The following is a 16,017-nucleotide window of genomic DNA, read 5'->3' on the forward strand; positions in this document are numbered from 1 at the left end:
AGCGTGTGAGAAACATGTTTCTTTTCTATGGATCGGGGGAGCATACAGAATTGTATGTTTCTTTTTTGTGCGCTCAAACACATGAATGGGGCTTTAACACAAAAAAACGATGAGGAGAATCATAATGAAAAAGGCAAAAGTAATTTTAGCTATGTTAGCAGCAATTTTTGTATTGGGTGCTTGCGGATCAAAAAAGGAAGCCGCGACGGAAAAAGAGGAGAAGAAGGATATTAAGATTGCCTGCAATCAAGTATCAGAGAATTCATTGAAAGCAGCGAAGGAATCTATGGAGGCAGAAGGCTATACACCGGAATTTGTTGTCTTTTCGAATAATATTGAGGCTTTACAAGCTGTTCAGGATGGCAATGTAGACGCATCATTCGCTCAGCATGAGCCCTTTATGAAATCTTTCAATGAACAAAAAGGCGGCGAGTTAGCAATGATGACGCCTCACGTTTACTATACGGGGATTGGCTTGTACTCATCTAAATACGATAAAATCGATGAGTTGCCTGATGGGGCGCAGATCGCAATCATGAATGATGCTATGAATAGAGACAATTCTTTATTAATGATGCAAGATGCTGGTTTAATCAAATTAAGCAAAGAGAAGAAATCGGGGTATACAGCATTGGACATTGTTGATAATCCAAAAAACTTCAAGTTCGTGGAGATTGAACAGGCTCAGACGGTTCGTAGCTTAGAGGACTTAGACGCAGCGACTTGTTTCTTTACTTTTATGTTTAATTCAGGTGAAGATTATAAGGATTATCTGATCCGTGACCAACATGCGAAGGATTTTCCAATCAGCTTGATTGTAAAAGAGAAGAATAAGGATACGGATTGGGCGAAAGCAATCAATAACTCTTTCACGACAAAAGAAAGTAAAAAAGGGATTAATGATCATTTCAAGGGAGTGTTTACTTTCTATGAGTAAATACCATGAACTCGACCGTCGATTAAATTATTTGTTGGATCTGGAACGCAACGTTGTCGGGATCAGCTTTTTGCGAACAAAAGAAGCTTTCGAAGCCTATGAAGCACCTGTAACAAAGAAATTGGTTCCCTATTGTCGAGCGGTTCAGCAGGCAACAGAAGGGATCAGTGTGAAACTGTCGATTGATAATTTCGGTTGTCCAGCTTCTGCGGTAGCTTTAGGATTGATTGAAAATGATGAATACAGTGCTAGTGGACGAAAGCATGCCAAGATGGGAGTCTATAAGGATATTGAGGTGAGCAAGGAAATTGCGGATGACATGGTTTATTGCAGCGAACCGTCTTATGGAGTTGCGGTAGAGCCTATTGAGGCATGGAAAAGCGCTCCTGACGTTATTTTGGTTATTACGACACCGTTTAATGCGATGCGGATCTTGCAGGGGAATGCGTATTTTAATGGACAAGCGAAAAACATCAAGATGACCGGAATGCAGGCGATCTGTCAGGAAGGGACATCCTATCCTTACGAGACAGGTCTGATCAATCTTTCAATGATGTGCTCTGGAACGCGGTATGTCGCACGCTGGAAAGATGAAGAACTTTGTGTCGGTCTTCCTTATGAGGTGTTCGAAACGATGATCGAGGGTTTAGAGGAAACATTGAACCCCATGGAGTTATTGGAGAAAAAACGTAAAATCATCAAAAAAATCGCAGAGGATGAGGTCCCGGATTTTTACGATGTGCGGAAACGAGACAATTATTTTAGAGGCGCTTATCAGGGCGTGAAACGATAGGTGTGAAGCAGATGGAGATAGTCATCGATCAGATAAATAAAAGGTACGGCGAGCAAACGATCTTAGAAGATATTTCATTGACGATACCGTCTGGGACTATTATGGGAACCTTAGGCGCCAGCGGTGCGGGAAAATCAACATTGTTGCGTTGTATCAACGGATTGGAGCAAAGTGAATCCGGCAGCATCAGGATCGGTACACAAGCACTAGAGAAGCTATCGGAAAAGCAATTACGTGAAATGAAGAAAAAAATCGGGATGATCTTTCAAGGGAATTCTTTGATCGAACAAAAAACGATTTATAAGAATGTTGCTTTGCCATTGGAATGCAGTGGTTACTCTAAAGAAACAATCAAAGCACGCGTGGAAGAACTCCTGACAGAAGTGGGGATTGCTGATAAGGCGCATATGAAGCCTCGGCAGTTATCTGGTGGGCAAAAACAGCGTGCAGCGATTGCTAGAGCTTTGACGATGAATCCTGAGATTCTCCTCTGTGATGAGGCGACCTCGGCGTTGGATCCCAACATTACAAATGGTATTTTGGATTTACTTTTAAAATTGAACCAAAAGATGGGGCTAACGATTGTGGTGGTAACCCATCAAATGGAAGTGGTAAAGAAGATTTGTGACCGTGTCGCCATTTTGAAAAAAGGAAAAATTGTTGAAGAAGATACTGTTCAGCAGGTTTTTCTTAATAATTCTAACGTTCTGCAAACAATCACAGGAGAATCACCAATCAACTTTAGTGAGCGAAAAATCGGACATCGCATAGTAAAAATTGTGACAAAGTTAGAAAAGGATATTCTGGCTTTGTGGCGTCAAGCAGGGATAGAAGCACCCCATTTGTTAAAGGCAACAACAGAACAATTTAAGGAAGGGACTTTGACTACGTTATTCGTATCAGTACCAGATGCAGATAGTGAGAAGCTACTGAAACTTGCGGATCAAGATCACTTTCTTTATCAGGAGGTGAGGTTCAGTGAGTAATTCCGTGTTAATTACCCAAGTGCTGCTGCCTAATTTAGTCAGCACCTTAATTATGGTGATGGTCTCGTCGTTGATTGCGACAATCGTCGGCTTTGCCTTGGCAGTTGTTTTAGTGATCACGAATAAGAAAGGACTGTCACCTAATTTAAAGGTATATCGCTTGCTGGATTTTGTTGTGAATATCATTCGGTCCTTTCCATTTATTATTTTGATGGTTGCACTGATGCCGTTCACTCGTTCATTGGTGGGAACGACGATTGGAACATCAGCAGCAATCGTCCCCTTAACCTTTGCGATGACTCCTTATGTGGCGCGGTTGTTTGAAAATAATTTGTTGGAGATTAATCCCTATACTTTAGACGCGGCGAAGTCGATCGGCGCCACACACATGCAGATTATCTTCAAGGTCATGCTGGTTGAAGCTTTTCCCAGCATGATATCAAGTTTGACCCTGGCGATTATCTCGGTCTTGGGTTACACGGCAATGGCTGGAACAGTCGGCGCCGGCGGGTTAGGTGCGGTAGCTATTACCTATGGGTATCAAAACTTTGATAACACCATTATGTATAGCACGGTTGTATTGCTGGTTATTTTTGTCCAGATTGTTCAATGGATCGGCAGTTTCTGCTATAAGAAAGCGAAAAATTGAGATGAAGGAGGTGTGACAAAAGGATTGTCACACCTCCTATTTCCGAATAAACGGTGTCCCAAAAGTAATTTTCGGAAATTCCTTCTTATTTCTTGAAGCAATTTTCTAAAATTCGTCTGATTTCAACATTTATATCAGGTATAATGAGTGAACGATATTTTTTGAGGAGGTCGTATGGAAAAGACACATCAAGTCAAACTGAATCTGCAGTATATTAGCATGCAGGTTCCCTACTGGATGGGGTATTCAGTCCTCAGTACATTCACTTCTGTTTTTCTACTGTCTCGTGATTTTACTAATAGTCAGATTGGACTGGTCTTGTCACTAGCGAATCTATTCGCCGCGATCGTCCAACCGTTCTTGGCCTCTTTTGCTGATCGGATGATTCGGATTCGTTTATCGCAGTTGGCAGCGGGAATGGCACTATTACTTGTACTGTTTTCTGGAATTTTGCTGGTAGTGCCGAAAGTTTTTTTAATAGTAGCACTGATTTACATTTTACTGTATGCGTGTCTGGTACTGTTACAACCACTGACGATTGCTATCGGAACTTTTTTTATTAGTCGCGGCTACAATCTTAATTTTGGTGTCGCACGGGGACTTGGATCGTTAGCGTTTGCGGCTGCATCTGCTGTGACAGGGGTCTTGATTGAACGATTTTCTTCAACAGTTATTTTGTATTTATTGATTGGCTTTTTTCTCTTTTTTGCACTGATGACTTTACTAATCGATACGCGCAGGCATGGTGGAACGTATTCGGAGTCATTGATCCCGGAGCATCATGAGGAGGATCATTTAGAAGAACCGATTGGCTTGCTGGAATTTATAAAAAAATACAAACGCTTTATCGTTCTATTGGCCGGTGTTTCGTTACTGTTTGTCTTTCATACTATTACCAACAGCTATATGTTTCAAATCTTGCATCCATTAGGTGGAACCGAAGCTAATGTTGGTTCTTCCTTATCGGTTGCGGCGCTAAGTGAGCTTCCGACGATGTTCTTCTTTTCTTGGTTGTTACGTCGGTTCAAGATTCATTCATTAATGCGCGTCGCGGCCTTCTTTTTCTCAGTCAAAGCGCTATTAATCTTATTTGCTGGCAGTATTTTTCTAATTAACGTGGCTCAGAGCCTGCAAATGGTCGGCTTTGCGATGCATACGATGGCATCGGTCTATTATACCAACCAAATTATTCCGCAAAAGGATTTGGTCAAAGGCCAGACCTTGATGGCGACTGCAAATACGATGGGCGGCATTATAGGTGCATTTGTTGGTGGTCAGATGCTCAGCTTTTTATCTGTTTCCGCCATGCTTTTGATTGGAACGATGATTTCGATTGCCGGGACTTTGATTGTTTGGCTGGCAGTAGAAAAATAAATTTTAAAAAACGTCTATTTTCATTTTGAAAATAGGCGTTTTATTTCGTTTATTTTTTTAAATAGGATAGAGTAAAGTTTGTAATAATCGATAATTTCATTCGTTAGGCTGTTTGAACACGGAGCTATTCTTGAAGTCAAGCGAATGGATAGCGAACAAAAAAGTTCCTTTCTATGAACGAGGAGGTCGATTATGAAACGTTATCACTACTATCTGATTATTTTTGTGATTGCAGGATTATTTGTGGTCCCACAACTTTGGACACACAAAATGATCTTAGGAGCAGATGCGCTGTTTCATTATAATCGTTTTTATGAGACCGCAGAGCAACTAAAAACAGAGAATTTCAGCTATTTTATTTCGATTTTTGGTTTTCAGCAATCTGGACGAATTGTTAATGCTGTATATGGACCATTATTTGCTTATTTCCAAGGAGGACTTGTTTTACTGGCAGGCAGCTGGTTTCGTTATCAGGTATTATCGAATTTCTTGGTATCTTTACTAGCAGGCTGCTCATTGTTTAAGCTGTTGACCTATGGAAAAATTAGAGAAAATACAGCGTTGTTTTCCGCAATTATTTTTATGACAACGTATAGCATTAATTACTGGGTGCTCAATCAAGGATTCACCAGTTGGGGGACCAGTCTATTACCGTTGTGTTTAATCCCATTAGTAGATTTAAAAAATCGTCATTTTCCTGTGGTTAAGATCGCTGTAAGTATGGCTTTAATGACCCAAATCCATATGTTGACAGCTGTAATGTTAGGATTAATCTATTTTCCATTTTTTATTTCCTATGCACGAAAACGCTGGGGAACGGCTATTATTCAATTAATGAAGGCTATGGGGCTATATGGCTGTTTGTCGATCAATGTTTGGATCAGCTTACTCTTGATTAATACTGGAGATCAATTAAAGATGCCCTTCACCAACTCGGAAATGAGTGAGAAGGCTATTGATTTAGGCGGTGCTTATTGGCTAGAGTATCCTAGAATTTTACGATTGATCTTGATTGTGGGCTTTATTCTTTGCCTAATCTATTGGTACAGGGTGTCGCGTTTTACCAAGCAGTTGTTGATTTTTAGTGGTCTCTTTTTACTGCTTTCAACAAGTTTGATTCCTTGGGACTGGCTCGTTGCGCATAATGTACCGTTTATATCATTGATCCAGTTCCCATTTCGCTTTTTTGCGCCCTTTACAATATTGTTTCTGTTCTTTTTTGCTTCATTAATCAACGATGTGGCAGACAAGCATTTTTTGCCGATGATCTTGTTAGTGTTTAGTTTGATTAGCATCGGAGAGAATTTGCAAATTCTCACTCATGAGTTAAATCAATGGGGACAGCAGACCTTAACTAGCAAACATACCTTTGTTCGAGGCTCTGAAAAGGAGGCGAGACAAAGTTTTTATGATAAGGACATGCAAAAGGCCTTGAAGCTAGTTGAAAAATCTAGTCCCGATTATTTACCAATTTATCACGAGGATACAAAAAATAAATATGCTAGTTATGAGAAACAAATTCTAGCGAATCAAGCGAAATTTTCTAAGACAGCGGCCCATAATCAGTTAGAGATTTCTTGGGAGGCGGAGAGGGCAGGAGACGTCCAATTGCCCGTAATTCTTTATCAAAATTCAAAATTAGTTGAAGAGGGTCAAGAAATTACGCCTAGTGCACTTTCTAATATTGGCGTGCCAACGATCAAGCAAAAGGCTGGGGGAAATGTAGTCTATCTGCGTTATGATCCGCCAGAGTATGTAACGATCATACTTGCACTTTGCGGGCTCAGTTGGTTTGCGACAGCCGCCTGGTGTGGGTATCGCTTCTTCATGAAAACAGGATAACTTTGGTATTCTTATGGACAATCGGGTAAAATACAAAAAAGAACTGGCACTATTGGTTTTTCTTATTACATTTCAATTGAGTAAGGAGCAAATGATCATGACAAACTATAACAATGAAAAAGACCGTCGCTTACGTGGTTCTATGGCACCAAAAACGGAAGAGGATGTTGCGTTAGCTGGAACCAATTCTAGCGAAACAGAAGATAAGCAAGAAGCACTAGCTGGCAGTAATTCTGGCGAACCTAAAGAAATCGCCCGCTCTGGCTCTAATGCGGTAGAGGAAGAAGAACCTCATACTTCTTTAAAAGAAGAAGTAAAAAAAATCGTTAAAGAGATCGAAGAAAAATTTGATCCTAAGAAATAAGTGGTGAAAGAGTTCATTCCATGGATAAGTATTTAAAGATTTATGACCATTGGTATCCGCAAAATTACGGGTTGAGCGACTATCCAACAGAGTGTCACGTGACCTACTCAGGAGCCAAACGGAAAGCATTATTCGAAAAGCTGACACCAGCGCAGCAAGCCCTAGTTCATCAGCAAAGAAAATACGAGGTTCGTTCATTGTTTTTACAAAAGCATTATTTGCAAACCTCGGATTGGGAATTTGTTGCCTTGAATATTGATGATGAATATGAACGAGGTGTTCACAGCCAGTTAAAATGTGCCTGTGGCCGCCCATTGAAATATCAATTTGTCATTGAATCAAAGAGCAAACAACAAGAGATTCGTTTGGGAATTCAGCATTTTAAGGATCACTTAGGCATTTCTCAGCAAGTAGCAGAGGAAATAAAAAAAGGCGTCGCCCATGTCGATTTAGCTTTGGATGAATTGCTTTGGCTGGTAGATCGGGAAATTACATTTCCAGAAGACCTATGGCAGCGATATGTTTTTGCTTACTATCGGAATGCCACGCTGCGTCATCCGTTATCTCTTAATCAGAAATTAGCCGAACGGGTCGTCCATTTTCGTGAAGCCCAAATGCCGTTGTTCATCGGAGATTATCTAAGTGTCGTGACAGAAATCAATCAAGTCGATCGAGAAGCCTTCGAGGGACTGGAACAGAATTTTATCGCGGACAAAGCTATTTTTGAAGCGTATTTGGAAGATTTTCAGCAGGATATCCAAACACCGATATACCTTGAAAAAAAGTATTGGGGTAAGAAATTAACAGACTTCATTCATTTGGAGCGATATGGAACAGAGACCTATAAAGAAGCCAAAGCACGCTACTTTGATGATCTCTTGTCCTTTTTGGTCGCGTTGAAAGAACCTAATAAAGCCTCACGAAAAATTCGCAGCTTTAAGCTTTTTCATCAAAAAAAATATGGAGAGGTGGAATTGATCAACTTTGTCATTGAGAAATATCAGCGGTATCAATTCACCCAGAATTTTTTCTTAGCAATCCCCAAAGTTTATCGAATAGGTATCCGAAAAGCGATTCAGCGAAAGCAAAAGAGATAAAAGAATTCGACGAGTAATCGGATTCTTTTATTTTTTTACTTGCAAGAAAGTGTTTAATAAGCTGTGTAATTAAAGGATTTTATGGGATAATAGTTGTAAAGAAAACGTTACTATTAGGAGCTGGGATCAGATGTTTGATTCACAAAAGGTAAAGGATCTAAACGAGTTAGAACTGATTGTTTATACTTTTATTGTTGAAAATATAGAGCGCGTAGGAGAAATGACGATTCGAGATCTTTCCGATAACTGTCATGTTTCTACTTCTACTATTTTGCGCTGTTTAAATAAGCTGGGCTATTCAGGCTATACAGAATTCAAATATTCTTTGAAAGAAAATTTATCAAAGAATGGACAATCTTTCGAAGCCTTTTATGATGCAAATGTCCATGTGGATGCTTTTTTGAAAAAGGTGAACAATGAAAGTTATCATACAGTCATTGATCCGGCGATTGATTTAATTCTTGCTAGTAAGCATTTAGTTTTTTCAGGAATTGGAACAAGCGGAACATTAGGGACCTATGGAGCGCGCTATTTTTCTAATCTACTGTTTAACGCGTATGCCATCACGGATCCGTTTATCCCTGTTCCAACGAGAGGGGTAGACACGACCTTAGTAATAGCCTTATCCGTTTCGGGAGAAACCGTCGAAATCATTAAACAGATTGAAAATTTCAAGCGCTATGGAGCAAAGATATTGAGTATTACGAATGATCAACATTCGACGATTGCGCAACTGGCTGATTTCAATATTTCCTACTACATGCCTGAAGTAACCGGGCCTGATCCGACAGAAGAATTTATTAATTTGACCACACAGGTTCCGGTTATCGCGCTTTTGGAAATTTTGGCTCATCAAGCGTATCAGCGAGAAACTAATGCGAAAGACTAGTAAACACAGCCTTTTGCATTAGTTTTTTTGCTGGACATTTTTTTATCAATTATCGAAGTTGTTTTTTTTATTGGAACATGTTTCTAGGTGTTCCAGAAGTATTCCAATCGTGGGAGCCATCCCTTATGATAAAACTGTAAACGGATACAAAATGCGAATGGCCATCGCTGTGTTAAAAATATTATTTGAGGAGAATCATTTATGAATAACTTTATTAATGAGAAATTATTGCCCCCGATTTTAAAATTTGTAAATACAAAAGCTATTACTGCTCTTCGTAACGGGATGCTATATACTATGCCATTTACCATTGTAGGTTCTGTATTCTTACTTTTAGCGAACTTCCCGATTCCTGCCGTTTCTGAATGGGTGGCTAGTAGTGGCTTAGATGTTTATTTTAACGAAGCTTTCGGCGCGTCATTTGGAATTATGTCAATTTTTGCCGTAATGGGTATTGCGAACTCGTATGTAAAAGAAGAAGGCTTTGAAGGATTGCCAGCAGGAATGATCGCATTGGTTATCTTTTTACTAACACAGCATTCAAGCGCGACAAATGCAGAAACGAATGCAGTTGTAACCAATGTTATCGACAAAACTTGGACTGGTGGCCAAGGGATGATCAGTGCCATCATAGTTGGGTTATTCGTTGGTTGGTCCTACTCTTGGTTCTTAAAACGGGATATACGTATCAAATTACCAGAACAAGTACCAGCAAACGTAGCGAATTCATTTACTGCGTTGATTCCAGCGGCGGTAATCACGACAGTGGCATTAGTTGTCTATGTCATCTTTGATAAAGTATTCAATACGACGGTTGTAGAAGCAATCTATGAGTTAATCCAAACACCAATGCAAGGGGTTACAGATACATTTGGTGGGGCCATGATGCTTGGTTTCCTAGTACCATTCTTATGGTTCTTCGGTGTTCATGGGTCTACTTTAGTCGGAGGGATCATGGGACCGATTTTGACAGCAAATTCTTTAGAAAACACGGCAATTTTGAATTCTGGTAAAGAGTTAACCATCGCTAACGGCGGTCACATCGTTACACAACAATTTTTAGATCAATTTATGACGGTAACCGGTGCAGGGATGACAATTGGGATTGTGATGTTCATGGTGGTATTTGCTCGTTCCGCTCAGTTTAAGCAATTAGGAAGATTAGCTTTGTTACCGGCATTCTTCAATATTAATGAACCAATTCTATTTGCTACTCCTGTTGTGATGAATCCGATTATGGCTTTACCATTCATTTTGACACCTATGGTTTCAGGTGTAATCACATATTTCTCACTTTACACAGGACTTGTTCCATTGTTTACGGCGGTACAAGTGCCGTGGACGACTCCACCAATCATTTCAGGCTTCTTAGTTGGCGGCTGGAGAACGGCTTTGCTACAGGCAGTTGTTTTAGTTGTAGGATTCTTCATCTACCTACCATTCGTTCGTAAAGTGGATTCATTAAACTATCTGCAAGAACAAGGTGAAAGTGTGGAGCAGATCGAAAAAGATTTAGCAAAAGGGAACGAAAAGGCAGAAGGTCAGGCAACAGTTTAACCAATAAGGAAATGAAGAGGGAGACACATGAGTATTTTTAAAGAGAATTTTTTATGGGGCGGCGCAGTTGCCGCCCATCAATTAGAAGGTGGTTGGCAAGATGGCGGAAAGGGGATCAGCGTAGCGGATGTTATGACAGTCGGTGCACATGGCGTTCCCCGTCGAATCACTGAGGGTGTTTTAGAAGGTGAGAATTATCCAAATCATGAAGCCATCGATTTCTACGGACGTTATAAAGAGGACGTGAAGCTGTTTGCAGAACTTGGCTTAAAATGTTTTCGTACATCAATTGCCTGGACTCGTATTTTTCCGAATGGAGATGATGCGGAGCCGAATGAAGCGGGCTTACAGTTTTATGATGATCTTTTTGATGAATGCTTAAAGTATAATATTGAGCCGGTCATTACTTTGTCACACTTTGAAATGCCTTATCACCTAGTGACTGAGTATGGCGGTTGGAGAAATCGAAAAATGATTGAGTTCTTCGCACGTTTTGCGGAAGTATGCTTCACACGCTATAAAGATAAAGTCAAGTATTGGATGACTTTTAATGAAATCAACAATCAAGCAAATTATAAGGAGGATTTTGCACCTTTTACCAACTCTGGGTTGAAGTTTGAGTCAGGGGATGATCGCGAGAAAATCATGTACCAAGCTGCACACTATGAACTGGTTGCAAGTGCTAAAGCTATCGAAATTGGTCATAAAATCAATCCTAAATTTGACATTGGCTGTATGATTGCTATGGTTCCTATTTATCCGTATTCCTGCAGTCCATCAGATATGATGTCGGCAACGGTAGCAATGCAGCGTCGCTATTGGTTCACGGATGTTCATTGCAAAGGACGCTATCCAAGCTATATGAAGGCTTACTTCAAACGGAAGCAGTTTGAGTTGGATATCACTCTAGAGGACGAAGAGCAATTAACAAAAGGGACTGTTGACTACATCGGTTTTAGTTACTATATGTCGTTTGCCATCAAAGATCACGATAAGGGACCAGCCTATGATTATGATGAAGCGAATGACTTGGTGGAAAATCCGTATGTAAAAGCCTCTGAATGGGGCTGGCAGATTGACCCAACTGGCTTACGTTATGCTATGAACTGGTTCAATGATCGCTATGAACTCCCTTTATTTATTGTAGAAAATGGTTTCGGAGCAGTTGATGAAATTGCAGAAGATGGGGAAATTCATGACGAGTATCGAATTGATTACTTACGTGAACATATCGAAGCCATGCAAGAAGCGGTGATTTATGATGGTATCGACCTAATGGGGTATACGCCATGGGGCTTTATTGATTTAGTATCTGCCGGAACAGGTGAAATGAAAAAACGCTATGGCTTCATCTATGTAGATAAGAATAACGAGGGCGAAGGAACATTGGATCGCAGTAAAAAAGATTCTTTCCATTGGTTCCAAGAAGTGATCGCCAGCAATGGCGAAACATTGTAGGAGGAAGGCAATGATGAGTGAAAAAACAATTATGTTAATTTGTAACGCTGGAATGAGCACTAGTATGCTAGTAACAAAAATGCAAAAAGCGGCAGAATCACAAGGCTTAGACGTTGATATTTTCGCGATCGCAGCAGCGGATGCGACAAATAAATTACAGGAGCGCGAGATTGACACAGTTTTATTAGGACCACAAGTCCGCTTTATGCAAAAACAATTTGAGGAAAAATTGGCACCTTTGGGAATTCCTGTCGACGTTATCAATATGACGGATTACGGTATGATGAACGGTGAAAATGTACTAAGTCAAGCTGTTGCAATGATCAATGCCTAATCTACTTAAATGGAGGAAGATGACATGCAAGAAGAAAATCTAGAAGCGGTGATGGGGCTGATCGTCCATGGCGGCAACGCTAAAAGCAATGCAATGGAAGCAATCCAAGAAGCAAAGGGCGGAGCCTTTGATTTAGCTGATGAGAAAATCAAGCAAGCGGAAGAATCACTGGTCGAGGCACATCATTCACAGACAGGGCTGCTAACAAAAGAAGCACAAGGAGAGCAGCTTGATTTGAATTTATTGACTGTTCACAGCCAAGATCATCTGATGACCTCTATCGCTTTTACCGATTTAGCAAAAGAGATCATTGATGTTTATCGAAAAATAAGTGCATAAGAAATCCCCTTCCATGATTCTCCTTAAATCATGGAAGGGGATTTTTTTGAGTAGTAAAAAAATTTCGAGTTACATCTGCCGAATAAAAGCTATTTTTTCTTCTATAGAACTGATCTCTGATTCAATGGTGTTTAAAAAATCCATGATCTCTTTTCGTTCTTCTTCAGAGTGAATATCCCTAGAGTTAATTTTCTCAAAATTCTCTTGGATGGTTTTCAGATTGATCAGACTACCAGTGACATGCATTTTTTTGTTGATATTTTCGATTGTGTTCAACATCCTACTCCCTTCCCATGAGCAGTTTCACCTTCTCAAAAACAGTTCCCTAATGAATGCTTTTACGGCTTAATGTAGGCGTAACCTTCTGACTGTAGTTCGATCAGATCCAAAACACCTGAAGGCACGACGACAACATTCTTTGGTAACTGTTCTTTTGTGATCTTGTAAGCTCTCATCGCATTATTGCAGGCATGAAAGGTTATCCCTTCTGTAGCGATGAACGATTGATTTTTAGGATCAAGGTACCCTTCAATCGCCTTTCCGTTAATTAAAACAATAATAGCTATTTTTTTAGGTTCTTTCAACAGGTTTTTAACATTATTAGCAGTTTCTGTCCATTTTTCTATTTCATCAATATGAAAAACAACGTTCATTATTACACCTTATTTCTTAATTATCATATTTATTGCTTGTTCTAGTTTTTGTGCTTGTTCCTCTGGATTTTTATCAGGATTTTCAAAGCAGTTTTTCAAATTTTCAGCGACGATCATTCCCATCACACGATCAATGCTAGAGCGTACGGCACTTAATTGGGTAATGACGTCGATACATTCCTTTTTCTCCTCAATCATTTTTTGTACGCCGCGAATTTGTCCTTCTGTTCGTTTCAACCGATTAAGGATTTTTTTTTCTTCGATTTCCATCTATATGCACTTCCTTTAAGAATGATCTTACAAAGAATATACCTAGAGAGGGTATGTCTCGTCAAGTGGATAGCTTTTATCAAGAAAATGAATCAATCAAGATGATTGACAGGATTAGATTTTTTATGATAAAAATACCCTGTGAGGTATTTATAAGTGATAGAAAAGGAGTGAAGAAGATGTTTAAACTATTTCAAAAGATACCAAGTATTTCAACAAATGAACTAGTGGATAAGCTTGAACAATCAATTACATTAATCGATGTTCGAACACCAGAAGAATACCGTAGAGGGCATATTGCTAAGGCGGTGAACTACCCATTGAACAAAATCGATCGTTATAAAGGAAAAGAAAACGAGCTCTACGTTATTTGTCAATCTGGAATGCGTAGCAAACAAGCGGCGAAGGTTTTGAAACAAAAAGGGTATACGGTAACAAATGTGCAAGGTGGTATGAATCGTTGGCAGGGACCGATCAGAGGAGGAAAGTAAAATGAAGATTGTTATTGTAGGCGGCGTTGCAGGCGGAATGTCAGCGGCTACGCGTTTGCGTCGGTTAATGGAAGATGCAGAGATTGTTGTGTTAGAAAAAGGACCTTTTGTGTCATTTGCTAATTGCGGGTTGCCTTATTATGTTTCTGGAGAGATCGCGGATCGTGACGCTCTTTTGGTTCAAACACCGGAATCGTTAAAGGCGCGTTTTAATTTGGATGTTCGACCTTTCCACGAAGTTACAGCTATTTCTCCAGAAAAGAAAACGGTGACCGTCGAAAATGATCAAGGAAGCTTTGAAGAAAGCTATGACAAATTGATTTTATCTCCTGGTGCAAAGCCATTGATTCCAGAAATGGCTGGATTGGCTGAGAGTGAGAATGTTTACAGCTTACGCAATGTACCAGATTTGGATCGAATCATGCAGGCTTTAGAAAAATCCCCAACTAAGGCAACAGTGATCGGTGCAGGATTTATCGGACTTGAAATGGCAGAGAATTTAAAGTCACGGGGATTAGAAGTCACAGTTATCGAGAAGGCACCTCATGTTTTGCCACCGCTAGATGAAGAGATGGCCGCATATGTCAAAAATGAGTTGATGAATAAAGGGGTTCATGTCATTACTGGAGAATCTGCGCAAAGTTTCAGTGAAAAGGGACAGAAGATCCTGTTGACCAATGGAGAAGAAGTATATTCAGATCTTACGATTCTATCAGTGGGTGTTCGACCAGAGAATACATTGGCGAAACAAGCGGGGATACAAACAGGTTTAGGCGGCGGTATCCTAGTGGATGAATCTTATCAGACTAGTATACCGGACATTTTTGCGGTTGGCGATGCGATCGTGGTCAAACAACAAGTCAGCGGTGAAGATGCGTTGATTTCACTTGCTTCACCGGCAAATCGTCAAGGGCGACAAGTGGCAGATACTATTGCTGGTTTGCAACGAACAAATCGTGGAAGTATCGGGACTGCGATTGTCCGTGTGTTTGATCTAGCTGCCGCTGCGACAGGTCTAAGTGAACGCGCGGTGAAACAATTAGGTTTGGATTATCAAGTGGTCCATGTTTCTGGGAAGGATCATGCAGGGTATTATCCGAATGCAAGTGATCTAGTATTGAAATTAGTGTTTGATCCGAAAACTGGAAAAATTTATGGGGCTCAAGGTGTGGGCGTCAATGGGATAGATAAACGTATCGATATTCTGGCGACAGCTATCAAGGGTGGATTAACAATTTTTGATTTACCTGAATTAGAATTCACCTATGCACCACCTTTTGGTTCTGCAAAGGACCCCGTCAATATGTTGGGCTATGCAGCGATCAATCTCTCTGAAGGTATGAGTGACTCGATCCAATGGCATCAATTAAAGGAAGAGCAGCAAAATGGCAGTCAGTTACTGGATGTACGAAATCCTGAAGAATTAGCAAATGGCCGTTTTTCTAGTGCAATCAATATTCCTCTGAATCAATTACGTGAAAGAATCAGTGAGCTGGACCCAGCAAAAGAATATATTGTTAGCTGCCATAGTGGTCTACGTAGCTATGTCGCTGAACGTATTCTAAAACAAAAGGGCTTCAAAGTGAAAAATTTGGACGGCGCATTTGCTTTATATAAAACTGTGAGACCGGAGGAATTGATTTATGACTAGTTCAATTACTATGAAAGATTTTTACCAGTTAGCGAATCATAAGGAATTGGAGATCATTGATGTTCGAGAAAGCTATGAATACCAAATGGGGCATGTTCCTCATGCAAAAAATCTGCCATTGAGCAGTTTAAGCGGTAGTATTACAGAACTTGATGACAGTAAAGACTATTATTTAATTTGCCAATCCGGTGCTCGGTCTGAAAATGCTTGTGCTTTTTTAGCTGGACAAAGCTACAATGTAATCAATGTATTAGGCGGCACCGCTGCTTGGCCAGGAGAATTGGTTAGATAACTTTCATTTGCTTTCAAATAGTAATATCGGAAACACTCCTT

The 16,017-nt window shown here is 40.1% G+C and carries 19 protein-coding genes; 16 read left to right on the forward strand and 3 right to left on the reverse strand.

Translation table 11 applies throughout. The features are described 5' to 3' along the window. The first annotated feature begins 124 nt into the window (after window positions 1–124). The 13 genes from J9537_RS02755 to J9537_RS02815 all read left to right on the forward strand — a co-directional run bounded on the left by J9537_RS02755 (window position 125) and on the right by J9537_RS02815 (window position 12,619). The gene (locus tag J9537_RS02755) at window positions 125–937 is read left to right on the forward strand and encodes a MetQ/NlpA family ABC transporter substrate-binding protein (RefSeq protein ID WP_218256661.1); all 813 of its coding nucleotides are present in this window, start codon (window positions 125–127) and stop codon (window positions 935–937) included. Further along, the gene (locus J9537_RS02760; protein WP_218256662.1) at window positions 930–1,730 is read left to right on the forward strand and encodes a DUF169 domain-containing protein; all 801 of its coding nucleotides are present in this window, start codon (window positions 930–932) and stop codon (window positions 1,728–1,730) included. The genes J9537_RS02755 and J9537_RS02760 overlap by 8 nt, the downstream gene beginning before the upstream one ends. 11 nt (window positions 1,731–1,741) lie before the next feature. Beyond that, window positions 1,742–2,716 carry a methionine ABC transporter ATP-binding protein gene (locus J9537_RS02765; protein ID WP_218256663.1) on the forward strand — a complete coding sequence of 325 codons (975 nt, stop codon included), beginning with the start codon at window positions 1,742–1,744 and terminating at the stop codon, window positions 2,714–2,716. After that, the gene (locus J9537_RS02770; RefSeq protein WP_218256664.1) at window positions 2,709–3,365 is read left to right on the forward strand and encodes a methionine ABC transporter permease; all 657 of its coding nucleotides are present in this window, start codon (window positions 2,709–2,711) and stop codon (window positions 3,363–3,365) included. The genes J9537_RS02765 and J9537_RS02770 overlap by 8 nt, the downstream gene beginning before the upstream one ends. Before the next feature lie 174 nt (window positions 3,366–3,539). Continuing rightward, entirely contained in the window at window positions 3,540–4,739 is a 1,200-nt protein-coding gene (locus J9537_RS02775) for an MFS transporter (protein WP_218256665.1), read from the forward strand. Between the two features lie 192 nt (window positions 4,740–4,931). Continuing rightward, window positions 4,932–6,581 carry a hypothetical protein gene (locus J9537_RS02780; protein WP_218256666.1) on the forward strand — a complete coding sequence of 550 codons (1,650 nt, stop codon included), beginning with the start codon at window positions 4,932–4,934 and terminating at the stop codon, window positions 6,579–6,581. A gap of 97 nt (window positions 6,582–6,678) precedes the next feature. Next, window positions 6,679–6,945: an rRNA processing protein gene (locus J9537_RS02785; protein ID WP_218256667.1), complete on the forward strand. Its 267-nt coding sequence runs from the start codon at window positions 6,679–6,681 to the stop codon at window positions 6,943–6,945. A 20-nt stretch (window positions 6,946–6,965) separates the two neighbouring features. Beyond that, on the forward strand, window positions 6,966–8,042 hold the full coding sequence (locus J9537_RS02790) for a hypothetical protein (RefSeq protein WP_218256668.1): 1,077 nt from the start codon (window positions 6,966–6,968) through the stop codon (window positions 8,040–8,042). A gap of 130 nt (window positions 8,043–8,172) precedes the next feature. Next, window positions 8,173–8,931, forward strand: coding sequence for a MurR/RpiR family transcriptional regulator (locus J9537_RS02795; protein ID WP_218256669.1), 759 nt, complete (start codon window positions 8,173–8,175; stop codon window positions 8,929–8,931). 201 nt (window positions 8,932–9,132) lie between these two features. Further along, window positions 9,133–10,488, forward strand: a complete 1,356-nt coding sequence (locus tag J9537_RS02800; protein ID WP_218256670.1) for a PTS sugar transporter subunit IIC — start codon at window positions 9,133–9,135, stop codon at window positions 10,486–10,488. A 27-nt stretch (window positions 10,489–10,515) separates the two neighbouring features. Next, window positions 10,516–11,946, forward strand: coding sequence for a 6-phospho-beta-glucosidase (locus tag J9537_RS02805; protein WP_218256671.1), 1,431 nt, complete (start codon window positions 10,516–10,518; stop codon window positions 11,944–11,946). 13 nt (window positions 11,947–11,959) lie between these two features. Then, window positions 11,960–12,280 carry a PTS sugar transporter subunit IIB gene (locus J9537_RS02810; protein WP_218257313.1) on the forward strand — a complete coding sequence of 107 codons (321 nt, stop codon included), beginning with the start codon at window positions 11,960–11,962 and terminating at the stop codon, window positions 12,278–12,280. Between the two features lie 24 nt (window positions 12,281–12,304). Continuing rightward, window positions 12,305–12,619 (forward strand): PTS lactose/cellobiose transporter subunit IIA, encoded by a 315-nt coding sequence (locus J9537_RS02815; protein WP_218256672.1) that lies wholly within the window; start codon window positions 12,305–12,307, stop codon window positions 12,617–12,619. 69 nt (window positions 12,620–12,688) lie between these two features. Here the strand turns inward: J9537_RS02815 and J9537_RS02820 are convergent, their stop codons facing one another. The 3 genes from J9537_RS02820 to J9537_RS02830 are packed head-to-tail and all read right to left on the reverse strand — an operon-like array spanning window position 12,689 to window position 13,542. Further along, a complete protein-coding gene (locus J9537_RS02820; protein WP_218256673.1) occupies window positions 12,689–12,898 on the reverse strand; it encodes a hypothetical protein in 210 nt (69 codons plus the stop codon). A gap of 59 nt (window positions 12,899–12,957) precedes the next feature. Then, complete coding sequence (locus tag J9537_RS02825) at window positions 12,958–13,272, reverse strand: DsrE family protein (protein ID WP_218256674.1); 315 nt, start codon at window positions 13,270–13,272, stop codon at window positions 12,958–12,960. Between the two features lie 9 nt (window positions 13,273–13,281). Beyond that, the gene (locus J9537_RS02830) at window positions 13,282–13,542 is read right to left on the reverse strand and encodes a metal-sensitive transcriptional regulator (RefSeq protein WP_010746854.1); all 261 of its coding nucleotides are present in this window, start codon (window positions 13,540–13,542) and stop codon (window positions 13,282–13,284) included. 179 nt (window positions 13,543–13,721) lie between these two features. Between J9537_RS02830 and J9537_RS02835 the strand changes: the two genes are divergently transcribed. The 3 genes from J9537_RS02835 to J9537_RS02845 are packed head-to-tail and all read left to right on the forward strand — an operon-like array spanning window position 13,722 to window position 15,976. Beyond that, complete coding sequence (locus J9537_RS02835) at window positions 13,722–14,033, forward strand: rhodanese-like domain-containing protein (RefSeq protein WP_218256675.1); 312 nt, start codon at window positions 13,722–13,724, stop codon at window positions 14,031–14,033. Between the two features lies 1 nt (window position 14,034). Then, a complete protein-coding gene (locus tag J9537_RS02840; protein ID WP_218256676.1) occupies window positions 14,035–15,684 on the forward strand; it encodes an FAD-dependent oxidoreductase in 1,650 nt (549 codons plus the stop codon). Then, a complete protein-coding gene (locus J9537_RS02845; RefSeq protein ID WP_218256677.1) occupies window positions 15,677–15,976 on the forward strand; it encodes a rhodanese-like domain-containing protein in 300 nt (99 codons plus the stop codon). Before J9537_RS02840 ends, J9537_RS02845 begins: the two co-directional genes overlap by 8 nt. Window positions 15,977–16,017: the final 41 nt, after the last annotated feature.

Origin of the sequence: Enterococcus raffinosus (genome assembly GCF_019175485.1) — a bacterium.
Taxonomy (GTDB): domain Bacteria; phylum Bacillota; class Bacilli; order Lactobacillales; family Enterococcaceae; genus Enterococcus_A; species Enterococcus_A raffinosus.